The sequence below is a fragment of the Streptomyces tremellae genome (assembly GCF_039540215.1).
In the GTDB taxonomy this organism is placed as follows: Bacteria; Actinomycetota; Actinomycetes; order Streptomycetales; family Streptomycetaceae; genus Streptomyces; species Streptomyces tremellae.
On sequence record NZ_BAABEP010000012.1, the window covers coordinates 43,062 to 65,119 of the forward strand.

At 74.4% G+C, this 22,058-nt stretch carries 18 protein-coding genes and 1 pseudogene; 12 read left to right on the forward strand and 7 right to left on the reverse strand.

What is annotated here, in order from left to right; genetic code table 11:
* Positions 1-33 precede the first annotated feature (33 nt).
* The gene (locus ABEA77_RS11640; protein WP_345644988.1) at positions 34-831 is read right to left on the reverse strand and encodes an IclR family transcriptional regulator; all 798 of its coding nucleotides are present in this window, start codon (positions 829-831) and stop codon (positions 34-36) included.
* A 239-nt stretch (positions 832-1,070) separates the two neighbouring features.
* On the opposite strand from ABEA77_RS11640, the gene allB reads away from it, so the two are divergent.
* Positions 1,071-2,408 carry an allantoinase AllB gene (gene allB / locus ABEA77_RS11645; protein WP_345645224.1) on the forward strand — a complete coding sequence of 446 codons (1,338 nt, stop codon included), beginning with the start codon at positions 1,071-1,073 and terminating at the stop codon, positions 2,406-2,408.
* A 1-nt stretch (position 2,409) separates the two neighbouring features.
* A complete protein-coding gene (gene alc / locus ABEA77_RS11650) occupies positions 2,410-3,582 on the forward strand; it encodes an allantoicase (protein WP_345644991.1) in 1,173 nt (390 codons plus the stop codon).
* A 135-nt stretch (positions 3,583-3,717) separates the two neighbouring features.
* On the opposite strand, the gene ABEA77_RS11655 is transcribed toward alc, so the two are convergent.
* The 4 genes and pseudogenes from ABEA77_RS11655 to ABEA77_RS33955 all read right to left on the reverse strand — a co-directional run.
* The gene (locus tag ABEA77_RS11655) at positions 3,718-6,177 is read right to left on the reverse strand and encodes a glycoside hydrolase family 2 protein (RefSeq protein ID WP_425588261.1); all 2,460 of its coding nucleotides are present in this window, start codon (positions 6,175-6,177) and stop codon (positions 3,718-3,720) included.
* Positions 6,178-6,346: 169 nt separating this feature from the next.
* Positions 6,347-7,414, reverse strand: coding sequence for an N-acetylglucosamine-6-phosphate deacetylase (locus ABEA77_RS11660; protein ID WP_345644994.1), 1,068 nt, complete (start codon positions 7,412-7,414; stop codon positions 6,347-6,349).
* A 166-nt stretch (positions 7,415-7,580) separates the two neighbouring features.
* Positions 7,581-7,871: a hypothetical protein gene (locus tag ABEA77_RS11665; protein WP_345644997.1), complete on the reverse strand. Its 291-nt coding sequence runs from the start codon at positions 7,869-7,871 to the stop codon at positions 7,581-7,583.
* A 197-nt stretch (positions 7,872-8,068) separates the two neighbouring features.
* Positions 8,069-8,713: pseudogene (locus tag ABEA77_RS33955) on the reverse strand (glycoside hydrolase family 3 N-terminal domain-containing protein); the annotation flags it as partial.
* Between the two features lie 181 nt (positions 8,714-8,894).
* On the opposite strand from ABEA77_RS33955, the gene ABEA77_RS11675 reads away from it, so the two are divergent.
* Positions 8,895-10,073 carry a cytochrome P450 family protein gene (locus ABEA77_RS11675; protein WP_345645002.1) on the forward strand — a complete coding sequence of 393 codons (1,179 nt, stop codon included), beginning with the start codon at positions 8,895-8,897 and terminating at the stop codon, positions 10,071-10,073.
* Between the two features lie 192 nt (positions 10,074-10,265).
* Here ABEA77_RS11675 and ABEA77_RS11680 read toward each other — a convergent pair whose 3' ends face one another.
* Positions 10,266-11,270: a Gfo/Idh/MocA family protein gene (locus tag ABEA77_RS11680; RefSeq protein ID WP_345645005.1), complete on the reverse strand. Its 1,005-nt coding sequence runs from the start codon at positions 11,268-11,270 to the stop codon at positions 10,266-10,268.
* 137 nt (positions 11,271-11,407) lie between these two features.
* On the opposite strand from ABEA77_RS11680, the gene ABEA77_RS11685 reads away from it, so the two are divergent.
* The 6 genes from ABEA77_RS11685 (at position 11,408) to ABEA77_RS11710 (ending at position 17,176) form a co-directional block, all read left to right on the forward strand.
* Positions 11,408-12,127: a GntR family transcriptional regulator gene (locus tag ABEA77_RS11685; protein WP_345645230.1), complete on the forward strand. Its 720-nt coding sequence runs from the start codon at positions 11,408-11,410 to the stop codon at positions 12,125-12,127.
* 184 nt (positions 12,128-12,311) lie between these two features.
* A complete protein-coding gene (locus tag ABEA77_RS11690; RefSeq protein ID WP_345645007.1) occupies positions 12,312-13,289 on the forward strand; it encodes a sugar ABC transporter substrate-binding protein in 978 nt (325 codons plus the stop codon).
* Positions 13,286-14,341 carry an ABC transporter permease gene (locus ABEA77_RS11695; protein ID WP_345645009.1) on the forward strand — a complete coding sequence of 352 codons (1,056 nt, stop codon included), beginning with the start codon at positions 13,286-13,288 and terminating at the stop codon, positions 14,339-14,341. The genes ABEA77_RS11690 and ABEA77_RS11695 overlap by 4 nt, the downstream gene beginning before the upstream one ends.
* The gene (locus tag ABEA77_RS11700; protein ID WP_345645011.1) at positions 14,338-15,198 is read left to right on the forward strand and encodes an ATP-binding cassette domain-containing protein; all 861 of its coding nucleotides are present in this window, start codon (positions 14,338-14,340) and stop codon (positions 15,196-15,198) included. The genes ABEA77_RS11695 and ABEA77_RS11700 overlap by 4 nt, the downstream gene beginning before the upstream one ends.
* A 227-nt stretch (positions 15,199-15,425) precedes the next feature.
* Positions 15,426-16,592 carry an ROK family glucokinase gene (locus ABEA77_RS11705; RefSeq protein WP_345645014.1) on the forward strand — a complete coding sequence of 389 codons (1,167 nt, stop codon included), beginning with the start codon at positions 15,426-15,428 and terminating at the stop codon, positions 16,590-16,592.
* A complete protein-coding gene (locus tag ABEA77_RS11710; protein WP_345645017.1) occupies positions 16,589-17,176 on the forward strand; it encodes a hypothetical protein in 588 nt (195 codons plus the stop codon). The genes ABEA77_RS11705 and ABEA77_RS11710 overlap by 4 nt, the downstream gene beginning before the upstream one ends.
* Before the next feature lie 13 nt (positions 17,177-17,189).
* Here the strand turns inward: ABEA77_RS11710 and ABEA77_RS11715 are convergent, their stop codons facing one another.
* Positions 17,190-17,840 (reverse strand): TetR/AcrR family transcriptional regulator, encoded by a 651-nt coding sequence (locus ABEA77_RS11715; protein WP_345645020.1) that lies wholly within the window; start codon positions 17,838-17,840, stop codon positions 17,190-17,192.
* Positions 17,841-17,993: 153 nt separating this feature from the next.
* Here ABEA77_RS11715 and ABEA77_RS11720 point away from each other — a divergent pair, with 153 nt between their 5' ends.
* From ABEA77_RS11720 to ABEA77_RS11730, 3 genes are all read left to right on the forward strand, one after another.
* On the forward strand, positions 17,994-19,025 hold the full coding sequence (locus tag ABEA77_RS11720; RefSeq protein WP_345645023.1) for a medium chain dehydrogenase/reductase family protein: 1,032 nt from the start codon (positions 17,994-17,996) through the stop codon (positions 19,023-19,025).
* Positions 19,026-19,783: 758 nt separating this feature from the next.
* On the forward strand, positions 19,784-21,277 hold the full coding sequence (gene pcaC, locus ABEA77_RS11725; protein ID WP_425588262.1) for a 4-carboxymuconolactone decarboxylase: 1,494 nt from the start codon (positions 19,784-19,786) through the stop codon (positions 21,275-21,277).
* Positions 21,278-21,384: 107 nt separating this feature from the next.
* Complete coding sequence (locus ABEA77_RS11730; RefSeq protein ID WP_345645233.1) at positions 21,385-22,017, forward strand: MBL fold metallo-hydrolase; 633 nt, start codon at positions 21,385-21,387, stop codon at positions 22,015-22,017.
* Positions 22,018-22,058 lie beyond the last annotated feature (41 nt).

A 22,058-nucleotide genomic window follows, 5' to 3' on the forward strand; every position in this document is an offset into this window, starting at 1 on the left:
TCGGGTGCGCACGGCCCCGGACGGGCCCTTCGCTCAGGGCGCGGTGTTCCTGAGGACCGCGGAGAGCGCCGCCGCCACCTCTTTCAGCACCGGCACGATCCGGTCCGTCGCGGACTCCGTCACCCGGCCGGCCGGGCCCGAGATGGAGATGGCCGCGGCCGTCGGCGAGCCGGGGATCGGCACCGCGAGGCAGCGGACGCCGACCTCCTGCTCGTTGTCGTCGACCGCGTAGCCCGCGGCACGCACCTCGTCGAGCGCCGCGAGGAAGCGGTCCGGCGTGGTGATCGTCCTCTCCGTCGCCGCGGGCATGCCCGTACGCGCGAGGAGTTCGCGCACCTCCTCGCCCGGCAGGTGCGCGAGCAGCGCCTTGCCCACGCCGGTGGAGTGCGGCAGCACCCGGCGGCCGACCTCGGTGAACATCCGCATGGAGTGCCGGGAAGGCACCTGCGCCACGTACACCACCTCGTCGCCGTCGAGCAGCGCCATGTTGGCCGTCTCGCCGGTCTCGTCGACCAGCCGGGCGAGGTACGGGCGTGCCCAGGTGCCGAGCAGCCGGGAGGCGGACTCGCCGAGCCTGATCAGGCGGGGCCCCAGGGCGTAGCGCCGGTTGGCCTGCTGGCGCACGTAGCCGCACGCGACCAGGGTGCGCATGAGGCGGTGGATCGTCGGCAGCGGCAGTCCGCTGCTCGCCGACAGCTCGCTGAGGCCGACCTCGCCGCCCGCGTCCGCCATCCGTTCGAGCAGGTCGAAGGCGCGCTCCAGGGACTGCACGCCACCGCTCGCGGCGGTGGGTTTCCCGGCGTCTGTGGTGCTGGCGCTGGACGACGGCACGTGGGCGGTCCTTTCGCGGACGGGCGGCTGAGGTTCGAAGCCTAGCGGCCGTGCGGCGCCCTCAGCCTCCCGGTCAACGGTACCTTCTGCTGGTCGGAATTCACCTTTCGTGTCGCGGAAAACTCGAATGGCGGCCCCTTGACGGACCCTGGCGGGCGGACAAGACTCTTCAACAGTTCGTTGAATTCGCATGACGGCCGGCGGCCGCTGCCCCGGTGACCCCCACCCGAGAGGTGCGCATGCCCGAGGTGAGTCTTGTCCTGCGCTCGACCCGCGTCGTCACGCCGGAGGGCATCCGCCCGGCCGCCGTGGCCGTCGCGGGGGAGCGGATCGCCGCCGTCCTGCCGTACGGCGCGGAGCTCCCACGGGGCGCCGGAGTGGAGGACGTGGGGGACCACGCGGTCCTGCCCGGGCTCGTCGACACGCACGTCCACGTCAACGACCCGGGCCGCGCCGAGTGGGAGGGCTTCCCGACCGCGACGCGGGCGGCGGCGGCCGGCGGCGTCACCACCCTCGTGGACATGCCGCTGAACTCGCTGCCGCCCACCACGACCGTCCCGCACCTGCGCGTCAAACAGGACGCCGCACGCGGACGCGTCCACGTCGACGTCGGCTTCTGGGGCGGGGCGCTGCCGGACAACACCGGCGACCTGCGGGCCCTGCACGAGGCGGGTGTCTTCGGCTTCAAGTGCTTCCTCTCGCCGTCCGGCGTACCCGAGTTCCCCGAGCTCGACCGCGAGGGACTCACCGCCTCCCTCACCGAGATCGCGGGCTTCGGCGGGCTGCTCATCGCGCACGCCGAGGACGCCGCCGCCCTGGCGGGCGCCCCGCACCGCGCGGGCCCCGCCTACGCCGACTTCCTCGCCTCCCGCCCGCGCGACGCGGAGAACGACGCCGTGCGCACCCTGGTCGACGCGGCCCGGCGTACCGGCGGCCGGGTGCACGTCCTGCACCTGTCGTCGTCCGACGCGCTGCCGCTGCTCGCGCGGGCCCGTGCCGGGGGACTGCGGGTCAGCGCCGAGACCTGCCCGCACTTCCTCACCCTCACGGCGGAGGAAGTGCCGGACGGCGCCACCGAGTTCAAGTGCTGCCCGCCCATCAGGGAGCGTGCCAACCAGGACGCCCTGTGGCAGGCGCTCGCGGACGGCACCGTCGGCTGCGTCGTCTCCGACCACTCGCCGTGCACCGCCGATCTGAAGACCCCCGACTTCGCCACCGCCTGGGGCGGCATCTCCTCCCTCCAGCTCGGCCTGCCCGCCGTGTGGACCGAGGCGCGCCGCCGCGGCCACGGCCTGGACGACGTGGCGCGCTGGATGTCCACCGCGCCCGCCGAGCTCGCGGGCCTGGGCACCAAGGGCGCCGTGGCCGCGGGCCGCGACGCCGACTTCGCCGTCGTCGCGCCGGACGAGGCGTTCACCGTCGACCCGGCGCACCTGCACCACCGCAACCGTGTGACGGCCTACGCGGGCCGGACCCTGTACGGGGTGGTCAAGGCCACCTGGCTCAGGGGCCGCCGGATCGCCGGAGCCGGCAGCACAGGACAGCCCACAGGACGACTCCTCGAAAGGAACCACTGAGGTGACGGAAGCGCCGCAGACCACCCTCGTCCCCGACGCGGGGGCCCCGCCGGTCCAGGCGGCGGCGCCCGCCGCGTTCACCGGGGACGTACGCCCCTACGCGGGCGGTGACCCGTACGCCGACTACCGGGCGGCCGACTTCCCCTTCACCCGCCTCGCCGACCTGGCGGACCGCAGGCTCGGCGCCGCCGTGGTCGCCGCGAACGACGAGTTCTTCGCGGAGCGGGAGAACCTGCTCAAGCGGACGCCCGCCGTCTTCGACCCGGCGGCCTTCGGCCACAAGGGCAAGATCATGGACGGCTGGGAGACCCGCCGCAGGCGCGGTACGGGCCCCGAAGCCCCGCACCCCGCGCCCGACGACCACGACTGGGCGCTGATCCGCCTCGGCGTGCCGGGCGTGGTCCGCGGACTCGTCGTGGACACCGCCCACTTCCGCGGCAACTACCCGCAGTCCGTGGCCGTCGAGGGCGCCGCGCTGCCCGGGCAGCCCTCGGTCGCCGAGCTGACCGCGGACACCGTCGCATGGGTGCCGCTGGTGCCGCGCACGGCGGTCGGCGGTCACGCGGCCAACGGCTTCGCCGTGGACGTGCCGCGGCGCCTCACCCACCTCAGGCTCCGGCAGTTCCCCGACGGCGGCATCGCGCGGCTGCGGGTGTACGGCGAGGCCGTGCCCGACCCGGAGTGGCTCGCCGCGCTCGGCACCTTCGACGTCGTCGCGCTCGAACACGGCGGGTACGTCGAGGACACCTCCGACCGGTTCTTCTCGCCCGGCTCCAACACCCTTGCGCCGGGCCGCTCCACCACCATGGACGAGGGCTGGGAGACCCGGCGCAGGCGCGACACGGGACACGACTGGATCCGCTACCGCCTCGCGGCGCAGGCCGAGATCAGGGCCGTCGAGATCGACACCGCCTGCTACAAGGGCAACGCGGCGGGCTGGGCCGCGCTCCTCGTCCGCGACGGCGCGGACGGCGCATGGCGCGAGGTGCTGCCCCGCACCCGGCTCCAGCCCGACGCCGTGCACCGCTTCGTGCTGCCCGAGCCCGCGGCCTGCGACGGCGTGCGCCTCGACACGTTCCCGGACGGCGGCATCTCGCGGCTGCGCCTGTACGGCTCGCTCACCCCCGCGGGCGCCGAGCGACTGGCCGCGCGCCACCGGTCGCTCGCCGGCTGAGCCGGGAGCACCGCGTCGGTCAGGGGCGCGGGCGCGCCGCCCTCCAGGGCGAACCGGGCCGCGCGCCCGCCCCGGGCGAACCGGGCCGCGCCCGCGCCAGGGCCCCGCCCCCCCTTACGCCGCAGGCGCCACCCCTCACGCCCCGCGCACCGCGAACAGCGCCGCCTCGGCCGCCGCGCGGTCGGGCGCGTCCCACCCCGTCACCAGGATTGTCGCGCTCTCGCCCGGCAGCAGGGTGAGAAGGCCCCGGTCCGCGGCGGCGCCCGGCGCCAGCCTGTCGGCCTGGAGCAGCAGGTCACGCACCAGCGTCCGCGCGGTGACCCGCACCGCGGCGCACCCCTCGCCGAGGTGCTCGACCGCCACCTCGTAGGACGGCTCCGGATAGGCGAACTCCCGGTCGCGCACGGGGAAGTGAAGGGCGCGCAGGCCGTCCGCGTCCGCCACCAGATACTCCGTGCCCGACCCGGCGGCGGGCAGCAGCTCCTGGGGCACCGCGCACTCGGCCACCGCGCGCGGCCCGGCCGTGATCCGTACCCGCGCCTCGGCGAGCACCTCGCCCGCCGCCGACATCCGGCGCAGCAGCACCTCGGCGTCCCAGGCGCCGGCCGACTGGTTCACCGCGCACACGACGGGCCCCGCGGCACGCCGCTGGACGGTGAGCAGCCGGTCGGCATAGAGGCGGCGCAGTTCGTGCCAGAGGGGCTTGGGCCGTGCGTCGCCGTCAACGGCCGCCCAACTCGTCACCGGCCAGCAGTCGTTGAGCTGCCAGACGATGGTCCCCGCGCAGCGCGGCCAGTGCGAGCGCCAGTGCTCGACGCCGGTGGCGACCGCCCGCGCCTGGTTGACCTGCGTCAGGTAGTGCCAGGTGTCGAAGTCGGTGGGGACGTCGAAGTGGCGGGCGAGCCCGCGCTCCAGCTTCCCGTCGCCGTCCTCGGCCTTCTGGTGGTGCAGCATGCCCGGGGAGCCGGGCGCGAGCTCCTCGCCCGGCAGGGCACGGCGCAGCGTGGCGTACGCGGGCGGGGCCTGCCAGCCGAACTCGGCGACGAAGCGCGGTACGTCGTCCAGGTAGTCGGTGTAGTCCGCGGTGTTCCACACGTCCCAGGAGTGCACGACCCCGTGCGCCGGGTCATTGGGGTGGTGCTCCCACGAGCCCGACCAGGGGCTGCCCGCCCAGTAGGCGCGCGTGGGGTCGGTGTCGGCCACGACGCGCGGCAGCAGCCCCAGGTAGTACCCCTCGCCCCAGGAGTCCCCGGCGAGCGGCCCCTCCCACCCCCAGTCCCTGAAGCCCCAGAGGTTCTCGTTGTTGCCGTTCCACAGCACGAGGCTGGGGTGCGGCATCAGCCGGGCGACGTTCTCCCTGGCCTCGGCCTCGACCTCGCCGCGGAGCGGCTGCTCCTCGGGGTAGGGCGCGCAGGCGAAGAGGAAGTCCTGCCAGACCATCAGGCCCAACTCGTCGCAGACGTCGTAGAACTCGTCGCGTTCGAAGATGCCGCCGCCCCAGACCCGTACGGTGTCGGCGCCCGCTCGCGCGGCCTGGGTGAGCCGTTCGCGGTAGCGGGCCGCGGTGACCCGGGAGGGGAAGACGTCGTCGGGGATCCAGTTGACGCCCCTGGCGAAGATCCGCTCCCCGTTGACCACGAAGGTGAAGCCGGAGCCGTGCTCGTCGGCGCCGGTGTCCACGACGACGTCGCGGAAGCCGACCCGCCGCGCCCAGGTGCCGAGCGGGGCGCCGTCCGCGGTACGCAGGGCCACCTCGCAGTCGTAGAGCGGCTGTTCGCCGTATCCGCGCGGCCACCACAGCGCCGCGTCCGGGACCTCGGCGGTCACGGCGGCCGTACCGCCCTCGAACTCCACGGCCGCGTGCGCGCCGCCCACCCGCAGCTCCGCGATGAGCGCGAGACCCGCGCCCGCGCCGGTCCGCTCGACGTCGATCCTGGCCTCCACCCGGCCGGTGCCGGTGGCGGTGTCCACGGTGACCAGCGGGCGCACCCGCGCCAGCCGCGCCGTAGACCAGTGTTCGAGCCGCACGTCTTTCCAGATGCCTGCCGTCGGCAGGGACGGGCCCCAGTCCCACCCGTAGGCGCAGGCCATCTTGCGGATGAAGGGCCGCGGGTCGGTTCCGTACGCCTCCGGGGACGCGCCGAGGTGTTCCCGTACCGCCTCCGCGGCGTCGTACGAGCAGGCGAAGCGCACCGAGAGCGGCACCCGCTCCGCGAGGTGCCCGGTGATGTCGAAGCGGTAGCCGCGGTGCATGTTGGCCGTCCGGCCGACGGGTTCGCCGCCGAGGGTGATCTCCGCGACCGTGTCGAGGCCGTCGAAGACCAGGTCGGTGCGCTCGTGCGCGGTGGCGCGCGCGGGCAGCACCGTGTCGTACACCCAGTCCCTGCGGCCGACCCACTCCACGGCGGTCTCGTTCGCCGAGAGGAAGGGGTCCGGGATGGCGCCCGCGGCGAGCAGGTCGGTGTGTACGCACCCCGGCACCTCGGCGGGCAGCGCCCGGCCTTCGTGGCGCAGCGTCCAGCCCTCGTGCAGCGAAACTGCTTCGAGGGGCGTGCCGTCGTTCCGGGGCCGGGCCGTCGTCGTCACCGTGCTCACCGTCGTTCCGCCGTTCTCTTCGGGGGGAGGGAGGATGCGCGCCGCGACCGTAACCGGGGTTTCCTTCCGCCGTCAATATATGTGCGGCACCGCGGAACGGCGGGTGGCAGGACCCGGAGAGCGGCGGGTGCCGACCCGCCGTGCGCGGGCCCGGCCCCCCGGCGGCCCGTCAGCCGGGCGCGGGCACCGCCTGCCCGGCGAGCCACACCCGGGCGGGGCGCAGCCCCGCGTCCAGTTCCACCAGGTCGGCCCGCAGACCGGGGCGCAGCTCGCCCCGGTCGCGCAGCCCCAACAGGCGGGCCGACGTGCCGGAGGCCATGCGCACCGCGTCGGGCAGCGGGAGCCCCACCACGCGGACCGCGCGGCGCAGGGCCTCGGCCACGAACAGCGTGGAACCGGCGAGCGTGTCGCTGCCGCGCAGCCGTGCCACCCCGCTCTCGACGGTCACCTCGCGGTCCGCGAAGGCGTACGCGCCGTCCGCCGTGCCCGCGGCCGGCATCGCGTCAGTCACCAGCGCGAGCCGGCCCGGGCCCGCGAGCCGGTGTGCCAAGCGGACCGTGTCGTCGGCGAGATGGTGCGCGTCGAGGACCAACTCACACACCGGTCCGTCGTCGAGCAGCGCGGACGCGACCGGTCCTGGCTCCCGGTGGTGCAGCGGCGTCATCGCGCTGAACAGGTACGTCACCGCGCGCGCCCCGAGGTCCGCGGCCCGCGCGAAGCGCTCCGCGTCCGCGTCGGTGTGGCCGAGGCGGAACAGCAGCCGGCCGGCGAACCGGCGCACCAGCTCGTCCGCGCCCGGCAGTTCGGGCGCGAGCGTCATCGAGACGGCGTGCCCGTCGGCCGCGTCGAGCAGCCGCGTGAGCAACTCCGGGTCCGGGTCGCGCAGCGCGCCGAGGGTCTGCGCGCCGCGCCGCGCCGGCCCGAGGAACGGACCCTCGAAGTGGATGCCCGCCAGGTTCGGCGCGGAGCCGTCGTCGATCACCCGCGCCACCGCCGCCGCCACCGCCACCGCCACCGCCTCGGCCGTCGCCGGCGCCTCGGCCGTCGCCGGCGGGTCGATCGACGCGCCGGACGCCGGTATCGACGTCGTACCGCGCGCCAGGTGGCCCGTGGCCGCGGCCCGCACGTCGTCCGGGTCGCCCGTGTAGACGGAGAGCCCCGCACCGCCGTGGCAGTGCGGGTCCACGAGCCCGGGCACCACCAGCCGCCCCGCAAGCTCCGCCGCCGGCTCCGGCACGCGGGGCGGCTCTCGCGAGCCGAGCGCCCGGATGCGCCCGCCCCGCACCAGCAGTCACCCCGCCACCGTCCCCGCGTCGGGCGTCACGAACCGTCCGTCCGTCAACAGCCGCCCGCCGCCCGCAGGTTCCGGCCGTACGTCCGGCGCCGTCACCGCAGGCCGCCGGTCACCGGACGCCGAGCAGCACGTCGACCGCGGCCCGCGCGCAGACCTTCGACGCGCCGAACGTCCGCACCCAGCCCCGGAACCCGCCGAAGTCGTCGCCCGGCACGCCCATGTCGACCACCAGGCAGCCCGGGTGGCGCTCAAGCAGCTCGTCCGGGACCGGCCGCTGCCACGGGAGGCGGTGCGAGCCGCGCACCAGCAGCACCACGTCCGCGTCGGCCCCGAACTCGTCCAGGAGGAGCCCGATCCCGGCCCTGATCGTGCCCTCGGCGTGGTACGTGTCGCCCGCCACGGACGACGCCTCGACCTCGACGCCCGCCGCGCGCAGCGGCTCCTCGACGCCCCAGGACGCGCCGCCTGCGCGGGGGAGTGCGTGGGGTCCAGCCGTACGACCAGAGCCCTGCGCCCCCTCAGGACCTGGTCGCCGTGCACCTCCACCCGGAACGGGCCGAGGCAGTGGTCCACCAGCTCCTGCCGCGACAGGTCCACCACCGGCGTGCCGAGGTGAGCGTCGGTCGAGCTGAGGCCGTGGCCGGGGAAGTGCCTGGCGCAGGCGCTCACCCCGGCGCCCTGGAGCCCCTCGATCCAGGCCGCCGCGTGCCGTGCCACCAGCGCGCAACCCTTGCCGAGGGTGCGGATACCGTTCGGGGAAAGCGGGTTGACCGCGGTGTCGACGGCGGGCGCCAGGTCCCAGCCGACGCCGGCCGCCACCAGCGAGAGGCCGATCTGGCACGCGGCCTCGCGGGTGCGCTCCGGGTCGTCGAGCCGGCCGAGGGCGTGGTTGCCCGGCACCGACGTACCGCCGTGGTTCTCCAGGCGGTCGACGTCGCCACCCTCCTCGTCGATGGAGAGCAGCACATGCTCGCGCAGACCGTGCGGGCCCGCCGTCAGCTCGCGCACCCGGGCGGCCGACACGACGTCCCTGCCGAACAGGACGGAGCCGCCGAGACCTTCGGATGCCGGTGTGCAGCACGTACAGGATTCGGTGTGCAGCACCTTCAGGATCCCGCACTGCGCCTGCCGGTCCGGGAACGGCGGGCGGCCGGGGTGGTGGTACCGCCGTTCCCTCTTGGGCAGCGGCGGCTCGATCCGCTCCCGGATGTCGTCCGGCACGATCCGCGGTGATGTCCCCATGGGCCCGGACAACGGGCAACTCGCCTGTCAGACACGGCCGCCAGGGCCGATGCACCTCATTGTGCCAGCCGTCCTTGACCACGCCGCACCGGCGATAACCAGACAGGTGCGCTACGTTCCCGTAAACCTCCGCGCGGCCGACCGCCTCCCCGCACCGGGCGGCGCGACGTAGGCTGGGGCGATGGCTGTGATCGAACTCGCCGACCTCGGCGCGGACTTCACCGAGAACCCCTATCCGCACTACGCCGGGCTGCGGCAGCTTGGCGCGGTGCACGAGGTGCGCGGCGGCGACGGCTGGCGGTTCTGGCTGGTCGTCGGGTACGACGAGTGCCGGGCCGCCTTCGGCGACGCCCGGCTGGTCAAGAGCTCGCCCGCGCAGGACGAGGAGGACCGGATCATGGGCCGCCACCTGCTGATCTCGGACCCGCCCGACCACACCAGGCTGCGCCGCCTCGTCTCCCGCGAGTTCACCCCGCGGCGCGTGGCGCAGCTGCGTCCGCGGGTGCAGCAGATCACCGACCGGCTGCTCGACGCGATGCTGCCCGCGGGGCGCGGCGACCTGGTGGACGCCCTCTCCTTCCCCCTGCCCATCACCGTCATCTGCGAGCTGCTCGGCGTGCCCGACGGCGACCGCGACGCGTTCCGCGCCTGGTCCAACGAGATCGTCACCCCGACCGACGCCCAGCTGGCCAGGGACTCGGTGCTGGCCATGCGCGACTACCTGGACGCGCTCATCGGCCGGCGCAGGGACGCGGAGCCCGGCGACGACCTGCTCTCCGCGCTGCTGCGCACGGAGGCGGAAGGCGACGACCGGCTTTCGGCGGCCGAGGTGCGCGCGATGGCGTTCATCCTGCTGGTCGCGGGCCACGAGACGACCGTCAACCTGATCACCAACGGCGTACGCGCGCTGCTCGACCACCCCGACCAGCTCGCCGCGCTGCGCGCCGATCCCGGCCTCCTCGACGGCGCGGTCGAGGAGGTGCTCCGCTACGAGGGCCCGGTCGAGAACGCGACCTTCCGCTTCACCCGCGAGCCGGTGGTCTACGACGGCACCGAGATCCCCGCGGGCGAGCCGGTGCTCATCGGCCTCGCCTCGGCCGACCGCGACCCCGCGCGCTTCGCCGAGCCCGACACGTTCGACATCCGCAGGACGGCCGAGGGCGGCGCGGGGCACCTGGCGTTCGGCCACGGCATCCACTTCTGCCTGGGCGCGCCGCTCGCCAGGCTGGAGGCGAAGGTCGCCATCGGCACCCTGCTCGAACGCGCCCCGGACCTCGCCCTCGACCGTGCGGCCGAGCGGCCCGAGTGGCTGCCGGGGCTGCTGATCCGCGGGACCCGGCGTCTGCCGCTGCGCTGGTAGCGGCGGGCCCGGCCGATCAGGCCGCCTCGGCGGACCGGACGGGCCCGGCGGACGGGGCGACGGCGGTCAGGCGCCGCCGTGCGGGGCACGGGCCGTGGACCGCGAGGGGGCGGGCGCCGCTGCGCTGGCAGCGGCGGGCCCGGCAGGCCGGTGGGCGGCCTGCCGGGCCCGCCGGGCCGTGCCGTCTGGGCGCTATACCTCGGGGATCTCCGTCAGCGCCACCGGGCGGTGCTCCGCCCGCGACCGCTCGCACGCCTCCGCGATGCGCAGCGCGTGCAGGGCCTCGCGGGCGTCGCAGGGGTTGGCGCGCTCGCCGCGCACCACGTCGACGAACGCGTCGAGCTCCGCCTCGTAGGCCGGGGCGAACCGGTCGAGGAAGCCGGGCCAGGGGTTCTCGCAGCGCGGCGGGCCCTTGGGCTCGGTCGAGGTGATGGGCGTCCGGTCGTCGAGGCCGACCGCGAACTGGTCGTCGGTGCCCGCGAGCTCCATGCGCACGTCGTAGCCCGCGCCGTTGCAGCGGGTCGCGGTCGCCGTGGCGAGCGTGCCGTCGTCCAGGGTGAGCAGTGCGGCCGCCGTGCTGACGTCCCCGGCCTCGCGGAACATCGCAGGACCCGCGTCCGAGCCCGTCGCGTACACCTCGGTCACCTCGCGGCCCGTCACCCAGCGCAGGATGTCGAAGTCGTGCACCAGGCAGTCCCGGTAGAGGCCGCCGGAGAGCGGCAGGTACGCGGCGGGCGGCGGCGCGGGGTCCGAGGTGGTGGCGCGCACGGTGTGCAGCCGGCCCAGGGCGCCGCCCGCCACGAGGTCGCGCGCCGCGGCGTACCCCGCGTCGAAGCGGCGCATGAAGCCCAGCTGGAGGACGGTGCCGGCGGCCTCGACCTCCCGGATCGCGCCGAGCGTGCCGGAGAGGTCGAGCGCGATCGGCTTCTCGCAGAACGCGGGCAGCCCCGCCTTGGCGGCCCGCCCGATCAGCTCCGCGTGCGAGGAGGTGGCCGACGCGATGACCACCGCGTCCACGCCCCAGCGGAAGACGTCGTCGACGGAGGGCGCGGCCGTGGCCCCCGTACGCTCCGCTACGGCCGCCGCGCGTGCCGCGTCCGTGTCCGCCACCACCAGGGAGCCGACCTCGCGGTGGCGGCTGAGCACGTCCGCGTGGAAACTGCCGATGCGGCCTGTGCCGATGAGTCCGATGCGCATGGCCCCAAGGTGTCGTCAGCCGGTTCGCCCTGTCAAGCATGTGTCCTGACAATCGGACCTGCGGGTTTCCGGGCCGCGGCCCGGGGTCTACGCTCTGCGGCGTGACCGATCAGAGAGGCGCGCCACTCCCGCTCGAAGTGGACCGTACCAGTCCGGTGCCCCTCTACTACCAGCTGGCCCAGCAGCTGGAAGCCGCCATCGAACGCGGGCGGCTCGCCCCCGGCAGCCTGCTCGGCAACGAGATCGAGCTCGCCGGCCGCCTCGGCCTCTCCCGGCCCACGGTCCGCCAGGCCATCCAGTCCCTCGTGGACAAGGGGCTGCTCGTGCGCCGCCGCGGCGTCGGCACCCAGGTCGTGCACAGCCAGGTCAAGCGCCCGCTCGAACTCTCCAGCCTCTACGACGACCTGGAGGCGGCCGGCCAGCGCCCCGCCACCCGGGTGCTGCGCCACACCGTGCGGCCCGCGACCGCCGAGGTCGCCGCGGCCCTCGGGGTCGCCGAGGGCGCCGACGTGCTGCTGCTCGAACGGCTGCGGTACGCCCACGACGAGCCGATGGCGTACCTGCGCAACCACCTGCCCGCCGGTCTTGTCGACTGCGCAAGCGCGGACCTGGAGGCCACCGGCCTCTACCGCCTGATGCGGGCGGGCGGGACCACGCTGCACAGCGCCCGCCAGAGCGTCGGGGCCCGCCGCGCCACCGGGGAGGAGGCCGTCCTGCTCGGCGAGGAGACGGGGGCGCCGCTGCTGACCATGGAACGGGTCACCTTCGACGACACCGGGCGCGCCGTGGAGTTCGGCTCCCATGTCTACCGCGCGTCGCGCTACTCGTTCGAGTTCCAACTCCTGGTCAGGCCCTGACGCTTCGCGTGACGACGGGCCCCGGCGCACGCAAACGGGAGATGGCCAGGCAAAGTATTGACGGGGCCGCGTACCCCGGCTAAAAAGCAGCGACCACTCGGAAGGGCACACGGTTGTGACAGGTAAGCGAACAGGGGTACGACTCGGGGGGCGGAGGCGCACCCTCAGACGGGCCGCGGGCGCGGTGCTCGCTGCCGGCCTCGCGGCCGGCGTGCTCGCCGGGTGCAGTGCCACCGGCGGCAAGCGCGCGGAGGAGCGCGCGGCGGCGGCCGAGGCGGGCGGCCGCTCCGCGGTGAACACGCCGAAGTGGACGTTCGGCATGGTCACCCACTCGGCCGACGGCGACACCTTCTGGGACATCGTCCAGAGCGGCGCGGAGCAGGCCGCCGTGAAGGACAACGTGAAGTTCCTCTACGCCCACAGCGACCAGGCGCAGGACCAGGCCCAGCTCGTCCAGTCGTACATCGACAAGAAGGTCGACGGCCTGATCGTCACGCTGGCCAAGCCGGACGCCATGAAGGCGGTCGTCACCCAGGCCACCAGAGCCGGCATACCGGTCATCACGGTCAACTCGGGTGCGGAGCAGTCCAAGGCATTCGGCGCGCTCGCCCACATCGGCCAGGACGAGACCACCGCGGGCGAGGCCGTCGGCGAGCAGCTCGACAAGGAGCACCGCAAGAAGGCCCTCTGCGTGATCCACGAGCAGGGCAACGTCGGCCTCGAACAGCGCTGCGCGGGCGCCAAGAAGACCTTCTCCGGTCGGCTCCAGAACCTCTACGTGGACGGCACGAGCACTCCCGACGTGCAGTCCTCCATCGAGGCCAAGCTCCAGGCCGACAGCTCCATCGACTCGGTCGTCACCCTCGGCGCGCCCTTCGCCGACGCCGCGCTCCAGGCCAAGCGGACCGCGGGCAGCAAGGCCGAGATCGACACCTTCGACCTCAACCAGCAGGTCGCAGCCAAGCTCAAGTCCGGCGCCCTCGGCTTCGCCGTCGACCAGCAGCCCTACCTCCAGGGCTACGAGGCCGTCGACCTGCTGTGGCTGTACAAGTACAACGCCGACGTCCTCGGCGGCGGCAAGCCGGTGCTCACCGGACCGCAGATCGTGACGGAGAAGGACGCGTCCGCCCTGGAGGCCTACGCGAAGCGGGGCACGCGATGACCGCGACCGCCCCCTCCGTACGACCCCCCGGCGGCGACGAGCGGCTGCTGCGCACCTCGCCGCTGCGCAAGCTGATGGGACGGCCCGAGCTCGGCTCCGTCGTCGGCGCGATCGCCGTCTTCCTGTTCTTCGCGTTCGTCGCCGACTCCTTCCTGCGCGCGTCCAGCCTCGCCACCGTGCTGTACGCGGCGTCCACCATCGGCATCATGGCCGTGCCGGTGTCCCTCCTGATGATCGGCGGCGAGTTCGACCTCTCCGCCGGTGTGATGGTGACCAGCTCGGCGCTGATCTCCTCCATGTTCAGCTACCAGATGACGGCGAACGTCTGGGTGGGCGTCGGGGTCTCCCTGCTGGTCACCGTGGGGCTCGGCGCGTTCAACGGCTTCATGCTCACCGTGACGAAGCTGCCCAGCTTCATCATCACGCTCGGCACGTTCCTCATGCTCACCGGCCTGAACCTCGGCTTCACCAAGCTCATCGACGGCACCGTCTCCACCAAGACCATCGGCGACATGTGGGGCTTCTCCTCCGCGCACCAGGTCTTCGCCGCCACCTGGACGGTCGGCGGCATGGACCTCAAGGTCACCATCCTGTGGTGGCTCGTGATGGTCGCCGTCGCCACCTGGATCCTGCTGCGCACCCGCTTCGGGAACTGGATCTTCGCCGCGGGCGGCAACGCCGACATGGCGCGTGCGGTCGGCGTGCCCGTCAAGCGCACCAAGATCCTGCTGTACATGGGCGTCGGCTTCGGCGCCTGGGTCACCGGGCAGAACCTGCTGTTCTCGTTCGACGCGGTGCAGTCGGGCGAGGGCGTGGGCAACGAGCTGATCTACATCATCGCCGCCGTCATCGGCGGCTGCCTGATCACCGGCGGCTACGGCTCGGCGGTCGGCTCGGCCGTGGGCGCCCTCATCTTCGGCATGACCAACAAGGGCATCGTCTTCGCCGAGTGGAACCCCGACTGGTTCAAGTTCTTCGTTGGAGCCATGCTGCTGCTCGCGACCCTGCTCAACACGTGGGTCCGCAGGCGCGCTGAGGAGTCACGGTCATGATCGAGCCGCCCGAGGACGTCACCCCCGCGCGCACCGGCGGGCGCACCCCGCTCGTCGAGCTGGACGGCGTCAGCAAGTACTACGGCAACATCCGCGCGCTCGAAGGCGTCTCGCTGGAGGTCCACCCCGGCGAGATCACCTGCGTGCTCGGCGACAACGGCGCGGGCAAGTCCACCCTCATCAAGATCATCGCGGGGCTGCACCAGCACGACGGCGGGTCCCTGTTCGTCGAGGGCGAACCCACCGTGCTCGCCTCGCCGCGCGAGGCGCTCGACCGCGGCATCGCCACCGTCTACCAGGACCTCGCCGTCGTCGCGCTGATGCCCGTCTGGCGCAACTTCTTCCTCGGCTCCGAGCCCACCAGGGGCCGCGGGCCGCTGCGCAGGCTCGACGTCGGCCTGATGCGCGAGACCACCCGCGCCGAGCTGCTGCGCATGGGCATCGACCTGCGCGACGTGGACCAGCCCATCGGCACCCTCTCGGGCGGCGAGCGGCAGTGCGTCGCCATCGCGCGCGCCGTGTACTTCGGCGCCAAGGTCCTCGTGCTCGACGAGCCGACCGCGGCGCTCGGCGTCAAGCAGTCGGGCGTGGTGCTCAAGTACGTGGCCGCCGCTCGTGACCAGGGCCTCGGCGTGGTCCTGATCACCCACAACCCGCACCACGCCTACCTCGTCGGCGACCGCTTCGTGCTGCTCAAACGCGGCGCCATGGCGGGCAGCCACACCAAGGAGGAGATCGGCCTCGACGAGCTGATCCGGCAGATGGCGGGCGGCTCCGAGCTGGAGGAACTCAGCCACGAGCTGGAGCGCGCCCCCGTGCCCGGCACGCCGGGCGGCCCGCCGGCGGACGGCAGGTAAACGCCGCACACGCGGCCCCTACACGCCAGATGGCACAATCGCCGGTGGCGGGCGCCGTCCGCCGCGCTGCCCGCCACCGGGCAGGGCCCCGACCCCGCAGGGACGACACGACTCGTGCGAGCAACCAGGCCACGGCCCGGCCGCCGGCACCCCCACCACGCCACGCGCCGGAACGCGACCGCCCCGCCGCCCCCGGCCTCGATCTCGACGGCGGGGGGAGCGGCCCGGTGAGCACGTACCGCGACCTCGCCCACCGCTCCACCGCGAGGGCCACCGTGCTGCGCACGGTCGGCACCCGCGAGCGCCGCTCCCACCTCAGCGCCCCCCGCGTACCGACCGTCGGCATCGACATCGGCGGTACGAAGGTGATGGCCGGGGTCGTCGACGCGGACGGCACCATCCTTGAGCACCTGCGCACGGAGACCCCCGACAAGTCCAAGAGCCCCAAGGTCGTCGAGGACACCATCGTCGAGCTGGTACTCGACCTCTCCGACCGGCACGACGTGCACGCGGTGGGGATCGGCGCGGCGGGCTGGGTGGACGCCGACCGCTCCCGGGTGCTGTTCGCGCCGCACCTCGCCTGGCGCGACGAGCCGCTGCGCGACGCGCTCGCCGCCCGGCTCGCCGTCCCCGTCATGGTCGACAACGACGCCAACACGGCGGCCTGGGCCGAGTGGCGCTTCGGCGCCGGGCGCGGCGAGGACCACCTCGTCATGATCACCCTCGGCACGGGCATCGGCGGCGCCATCCTGGAGGACGGCCGCGTCAAGCGCGGCAAGTACGGGGTGGCGGGCGAGTTCGGCCATATGCAGGTCGTGCCGGGCGGGCACCGCTGCCCCTGCGGCAACCGCGGCTGCTGGGAGCAGTACAGCTCGGGCAACGCGCTGGTGCGGGAGGCCAGGGAGCTGGCCGCCGCGGACTCGCCCGTCGCGTACAACATCATCGAGCGCGTCAAGGGCAACGTCCACGAGATCACCGGACCGCTGATCACCGAGCTGGCCCGCGAGGGCGACGCGATGTGCATCGAGCTGTTCCAGGACATCGGGCAGTGGCTCGGCGTCGGCATCGCCAACCTCGCCGCCGCCCTCGACCCCTCCTGCTTCGCCATCGGCGGCGGCGTCAGCGCCGCGGACGACCTGCTCATCGGGCCCGCGCGGGACGCCTTCCGCCGGCAGCTCACCGGCCGCGGGTACCGGCCGGAGGCCCGTATCGTCAAGGCGCAGCTCGGCCCTGAGGCGGGCATGGTCGGCGCCGCCGACCTGGCGCGGCTGGTCGCGCGCCGCTTCCGGCGCGCCAACCGCCGCCGCGCCGAGCGGCACGAGCGCTACGAGCGGTACGCCCAGGCCATCAGGAGCACCCGCACGACCACCTCGGAGCAGGAACCGCCGTCATGACCCCGCCGTCCGAGCCCACCGCCGCGCCGCCCCTCCAAGGCGGCGGCAAGCCGCCGGAGGACCGCCGCCACCGCAACCGCAGGCGCTTGCTGACCCTCGTGGTGATCGTGCTGCTCGTCGGCGTGCCCGCTGGCTATCTGGCGATCGCCGCGGAGCAGAGCAGGGACAGCGGCCGCAAGAGCGAGGCGGAGGCCGCGGCGACCGGCCTCCAGCCGATAAGGCCCGCGGGGTTCCGCAAGCGGATCTACGACCTGCCGATCCCCGCGGGTGCCACGAAGGTGCGCTACTACGAGACGAACAACTGGAAGAACAGCCGCCTGTACACGCAGTTCGACGTGACCTCGGGCCGGCTCGACACCTTCCTCAACCAGATGGGCACCGACCGCGCGGCCCTGCGTCCCGGCGCGGTGACCATCTCGGCCCGGGACCAGAAGATCGCCAAGTGGGACTTCTCGGTCCCCGGCCACCTGTGGGCGGGGCTCGTGCTGAAGCAGAAGCCGCCCCTGCCCACCGTGGACGTCGTCGTGGACCTGTCGGACCCCGCGACGCCCCGCGTCTACGCGGTGTCGACGGCCAAGCCGTAGCCCCGGGGGGCCGTCAGCGGGCGGCGAGCGACCGCACCTCGGCGTCGTAGAGGACCGACGGGTCGAGGCCCATGCCGGTGAAGTGGCCGGCGAGTTCGAGCGACAGGACGCCGTGCAGCCGGGTCCAGCACAGCAGGGCGCGGCGCAGCCTGGCCGGCGGGTCCGCCGGGTCCTCGGCCCACGTCCTGTGCTGTGCGAGGTGCTCGTCGAGGCCGGCCGCCGCGGCGTCGGGCGCGTCCTCGGCGGCGCAGGCGGCCAGCAGCACGGACATGATCTCCGCGGCGATCAGGGTGGTGTCCTCGGGCGCGCGGTAGCCGGGTACGGGCGTGCCGTACACCAGGAAGTACCGGTGCGGGTCCGCCAAGGCCCAGTCCCGCAGGGCCCGTGCCAGCGCGGGCAGGTCCCCGCCGGCCGCCGCGCAGTCGTGGAAGGTGCCGGCGAGGCTGCGGTAGGCGTCCTTGACCAGCTCGGTGATGAGCGCGTCCCGGCTGGCGAAGTACCGGTAGAGGGCGGGCCCGCTCATGCCCATCCGCTTGGAGATGGCGTTGAGGGAGAGAGCGGAGGCCCCGGCCGTCGCGATCTGCTCTCGGGCGTGCTCCTTGATCTCCTCCCTGACCTGGGCGCGGTAGCGCTCCCGTGGGCTGCTCGTGTCCGCGGCGGCCACGTCCGCCTCCCTTCTCGATGCCTGCACCGTCCTGTTAGAAGGTATCACTGCTCTTCTTGACTCTCGCAGAGGCTGGACGTTATAACGTCTAACGAACGCGACAGCGTCCCGCCGCCCGGCCTCCGGCGCGGCACACCGAGAAGGAGGAGCGTCATGGAGAGCGAACGCCTGGTCGAGGTCGTCCTGCCGGGGATCGTGGAGCCGCAGGGCCTGGAAGTGCGCACCGCGACCGCGCCGGAGGCGGGTCCAGGGCAGCTGGTGCTCGCCATGGAGGCCAGCGGCGTCTCCTTCGCCGAGCAGCAGATGCGCCGCGGCCGCTACTTCGACCAGCCGCCCTTCCCGTTCGTGCCGGGCTACGACGCGGTGGGCCGCGTGCTCACCACGGGCCAGGGCGTCGACCCCTCCCTCGTCGGCCGCCGGGTCGCCGTCCTGCTCAAGGTCGGCGGCTGGGCCAGCCGCATCCGCGTCGACGCGGCCGACGCCGTGCCCGTGCCCGACGGGGTCGGCGCCGCGCAGGCGGAGGCCGTGGTGGTCAACGGCGTCACCGCCTGGCAGATGCTGCACCGCACGGCCCGGGTGCGCGCCGGGACGACCGTCCTGGTGCACGGCGCGAGCGGCGGGGTGGGCACGGTGCTCGTCCAGCTGGCCCGCGCGGCGGGCGTCCAGGTGATCGGCACGGCCTCGGCCCGCCACCACGACGCCCTGCGCGGGCTCGGGGTGCGGCCGGTCGACTACCGCGCGGGCGACGTGGCGGCCGAGGTCAGGAAGCTGGCGCCCGGCGGTGTGGACGCCGTCTTCGACCACATCGGCGGGCGCAGCGTCCTCGACTCCTGGCGCCTGCTCGCACCCGGCGGCACCCTCGTCTCCTACGGCAGCGCCTCCACCCGCGACGACACGGGCTCCAAGCAGTGGCCCGTGATGAAGATCCTCGCCCGCACCTCGCTCTGGAACGCCCTGCCCAACGGCCGCCGCGCCCACTTCTACAACATCTGGGCCGGCCGCTCCCTGCGCAGGGACCGCTTCCGTGCCCGCTTCCACGCCGACCTCACCCAGGTACTCGACGCCGTCGCGCGCGGCGAGGTCGTCCCCCGCATCGCCGCCAGGCTCCCCCTGGCCCGCGTCGCGGAGGCCCTCAGCCTGGCGGAGTCCGGCACCGTCGCGGGCAAGGTGGTCCTGACGCCCTGAGTCTCCCGCCGACTCGACCTGCAAGCAGAGAAGGTGAGGTGACGGGGCGTCGGCCGAGGCCCCCCGGGCGGGGCCGAGTGTCGCCGCGATGTGTGGTGCGTCTGGAGTCCAGGGCGATCCGTGGCCGCGTGTCCCAGGCGGCAGACACATCGCGTTCGGCGCCGGCCTGCCGCCGGCCGGACCGCTGGAGGCCGCGACCGGTCGCCCCGCGGGGCCGGTCCCCGCCCCCGCGGAGTACTTCGGCACGCCGACCGGCACGGACGGCTTCCTCGCCCGGTGCCACCGCACGGTCCCGTACTTCCGTACTTCCGGCCGCTCGCCGACCGCAGCGACCGGGTGCGGTACGAGGAGGTCGGCACGACCACGCGGCGCAACCCGCCCGTCCTGCCCACCGTCAGCCCGCCCGAGAACCCTGCCGGCCTCGACCGGCTCGTCGGCATCAACGCGGGGCTCTCCGACCCCAGGGGGCGGTCCGAGGCCGGGGCGTGCAGGCCCGCGCGGACGGCGCGTGGACACCGGGGCGCAAGATCTCCGCACACCTCGCACAGGTCCTCCCCGCCGCGGTCGCGGGCGCAGGACTGGCCTCGGTGCGAAAAGCCGGAGCTGCTAGGTTCGGCCCGGCCATGTGAGTTTTCGTGATGGATGAGAGGGTCAGCCGGGTGAGCGAGACACCACCGAACACCCTTCAGTACCGCGTCGACGGGCCCAAAGACGCTCCCGCCCTGGTCCTCGGGCCCTCCCTCGGCACGACCTGGCACATGTGGGACCGGCAGGTCCCGGAGCTGGCCAAGCAGTGGTGCGTGGTGCGCTTCGACCTGCCGGGGCACGGCGGAGCGCCCGCCGTGCCCGCCGCCTCCGTGCCCGACCTGGCGCAGCGCCTCGTGGACACGCTGGACGGCCTCGGCATCCAGCGCTTCGGCTACGCGGGCTGCGCCCTGGGCGCCGCGGTCGGCACCGAGCTCGCGCTGCGCAGGCCCGACCGCGTCGCGTCGCTCGCGCTGGTCGCAGCCTCGCCCCGGTTCGGCACCGCCGACGAGTTCCGCCAGCGCGGGGTGATCGTCCGGGCCAACGGCCTGGAACCCATGGCGCGCAGCGCGCCGGAGCGCTGGTTCACGCCCGCCTTCGCCGCCGCGCAGCCCGCCATCGTCGAGTGGGCGGTCCAGATGGTGCGTACCACGGACCCCGCCTGCTACATCGCGGCCTGTGAGGCGCTCGCGTCCTTCGACATCCGCGCCGAGCTCGGCCGGATCACCGTGCCGACGCTCGTACTGGTCGGGGCCGAGGACCAGGTCACCGGACCCGCCGAGGCGCGGACCCTGGTCGCGGGGATACCGGACGCACGCCTCGCGCTGGTCCCCGGCGCCTCCCACCTGGCGCCCGTCGAGCAGCCCGCCGCGGTCACGGACCTGCTCACGCACCACTTCTCCACCGCCTGGTACAACCCCTCGGACACCTCGACCGGCATCACGATCCTGCCGGAGCGGCTGCCCTCGGGCCCGCCCGCGGCGCCCCCGGCGGGGCCGTCCGCGGCGGCGGGCCAGGCGGCCCCTGCCGCCCAGGCGGCACCCTCCGCCCCGCTCGCCCCCTCCGCCCAGAAGACTCCGCTCGGACCCTCCGCCCCGGGGGCCCAGGCCGTCCCGCCGGCCCCGGGAGTCCAGGTGGCGCCTTCCGTCCCGGTGGTTCCCGGAGCCCCTGGGGTCCCCGGTGCCGCTGAGGTCCCCGGAACCCCCGAGCCACCCGCGGGCCCCTCGGTACCGCCTCCGGCGGCTCCCGTCGAGCCGGCCGCCGACGGGCCCCAGGACGCCGCAGCCGACGCGGGACCGGTACGCGCGGAGCCGACCGGCCCGGCCGCCGCCGGGCCCGCCGCGGCCCCCGACCGCTACGACGCGGGCATGCGGGTGCGCAGGGAGGTGCTCGGCGACGACCACGTGGACCGGTCGGCCGCCGCCACCGACGGCTTCACCGAGGACTTCCAGCAGTTCATCACCCGCTACGCCTGGGGCGAGATCTGGACGCGGGACGGCCTCGACCGCAGGACCCGCAGCGTGATCACGCTGACGGCACTCGTCGCGGGCCGCCACTTCGACGAGCTGACATTCCACACCAGGGCCGCCCTGCGCAACGGCCTCAGCCCCGACGAGATCAAGGAAGTGCTCCTCCAGACCGCGGTCTACTGCGGTGTCCCTGCGGCGAACACGGCCTTCCAGGTCGCGGGCGCGGTGATCCGGGAGGAGACCACGCCGCAGGAGTAGGACGATGGCTGCGGGCCCCCGCGGCCCCGCCCGCGCGGGGGGCCGCGCTCCGGCGCGGGCGCGGCGGACGCGACGGCAGAGGGTGGCGGCCGGTCGTGCGGCCGGTCGTGAGGTTCACCAAGCGCAAGCACGCGTGCGTACGGCGGGAGAAGGACGGGCGCACCCTCGTCCTCGACCCGGGCGGCTACAGCGAGGACGACGCCGCGGTCGGCGCCGACGCGATCCTCGTCACCCACGAGCACCCGGACCACTTCGACGAGGGGCGGCTGCGCGCGGGGCTCGGCGCCAACCCCGCCGCACTGCTGTGGGCGCCCCGCAGCGTCACGGACCGGGCCGCCGCGGCGTTCCCCGGCCGGGTGCACGCGGTCGGCCACGGCGACGCGTTCAGCGCGGCCGGCTTCGGCGTCCGGGTCCACGGCGAACTGCACGCGGTGATCCACCCCGACATCCGCCGGATCGCCAACTCCGGCTATCTGGTGGACGGGAGGGTCTTCCACCCGGGCGGCGTCCTCACCGTGCCGGGGACGCCGGTCGAGACGCTGATGGTGCCGGTGACGGCGCCGTGGAACCGGATCGCCGACGTGATCGACTACCTCCGCGAGGTGGCGCCAGGACGCGCGGTGGACGTGCACGGCGCGCTGCTGCGCGACCTCGCGCGGCCCACCTGCGACGGGCCGTTCGGAGCGCTCGGCGGGACCGGGCACCTGCGGCTGGCGTCCGGCGGCTCGCCGGAGATCTGACTGTACTGGGGCCTGCCGTGTGGATCATGCCGGGCTCGCGT